Here is a 530-nt window from a genome sequence, read left to right on the forward strand (position 1 = left end):
GTTGATTAAAAACAGAAAGGAGACGATTTCTATGTCGTTCTTATTTGCACCTACCCCTCAACTTGTTGCTAAAGAAGATGCATTACCCGGCCGCGCAGAACCTATCTTGGAGCCTAAGCCGCATGCGGTTTTAGGCACTCCGATTACCGGTCCGTGGAAGGAAGGTCAACGCTCCCTATTAGTAGCGCTGGGTTACTGATGATTCATCATCAATTTACGCAACGCAGCAAAATCGGCGGGCAGATTATGTGAAAGCAAGGGTAAATCAGCACGTTCTGCCAGCTCTTTTGGCAGATCCAACGTTTCACCGAGAATCGCTTCCACGCTCTCTTTAAATTTCGCCGGATGCGCGGTGCCGAGGAACAAGCCATATTCGCCTGGATTCAACTGGTCACGCAGCGCACGATACGCTACGGCAGCGTGCGGCTCCGAGGTGTAGCCCAGTTCTTTTAACTCACGCATTGTCTGTTGCGTGGTTTCATCATCCACGGCTGCATAACCCAGCTCTTTCAGTTGCCAGATTTTGCGGC

The 530-nt window shown here is 50.8% G+C and carries 2 pseudogenes; one reads left to right on the plus strand and one right to left on the minus strand.

The features are described from left to right. Nucleotides 1-199 (plus strand): annotated as a pseudogene (locus tag ACDC66_RS15230) (hypothetical protein); the annotation flags it as partial. Here the strand turns inward: ACDC66_RS15230 and ACDC66_RS15235 are convergent. After that, nucleotides 193-530, minus strand: a pseudogene (locus ACDC66_RS15235) (threonine synthase); the annotation flags it as partial. The pseudogenes ACDC66_RS15230 and ACDC66_RS15235 overlap by 7 nt on opposite strands.

Source organism: Wenzhouxiangella psychrophila (assembly GCF_042310375.1).
Taxonomy (GTDB): domain Bacteria; phylum Pseudomonadota; class Gammaproteobacteria; order Xanthomonadales; family Wenzhouxiangellaceae; genus Wenzhouxiangella.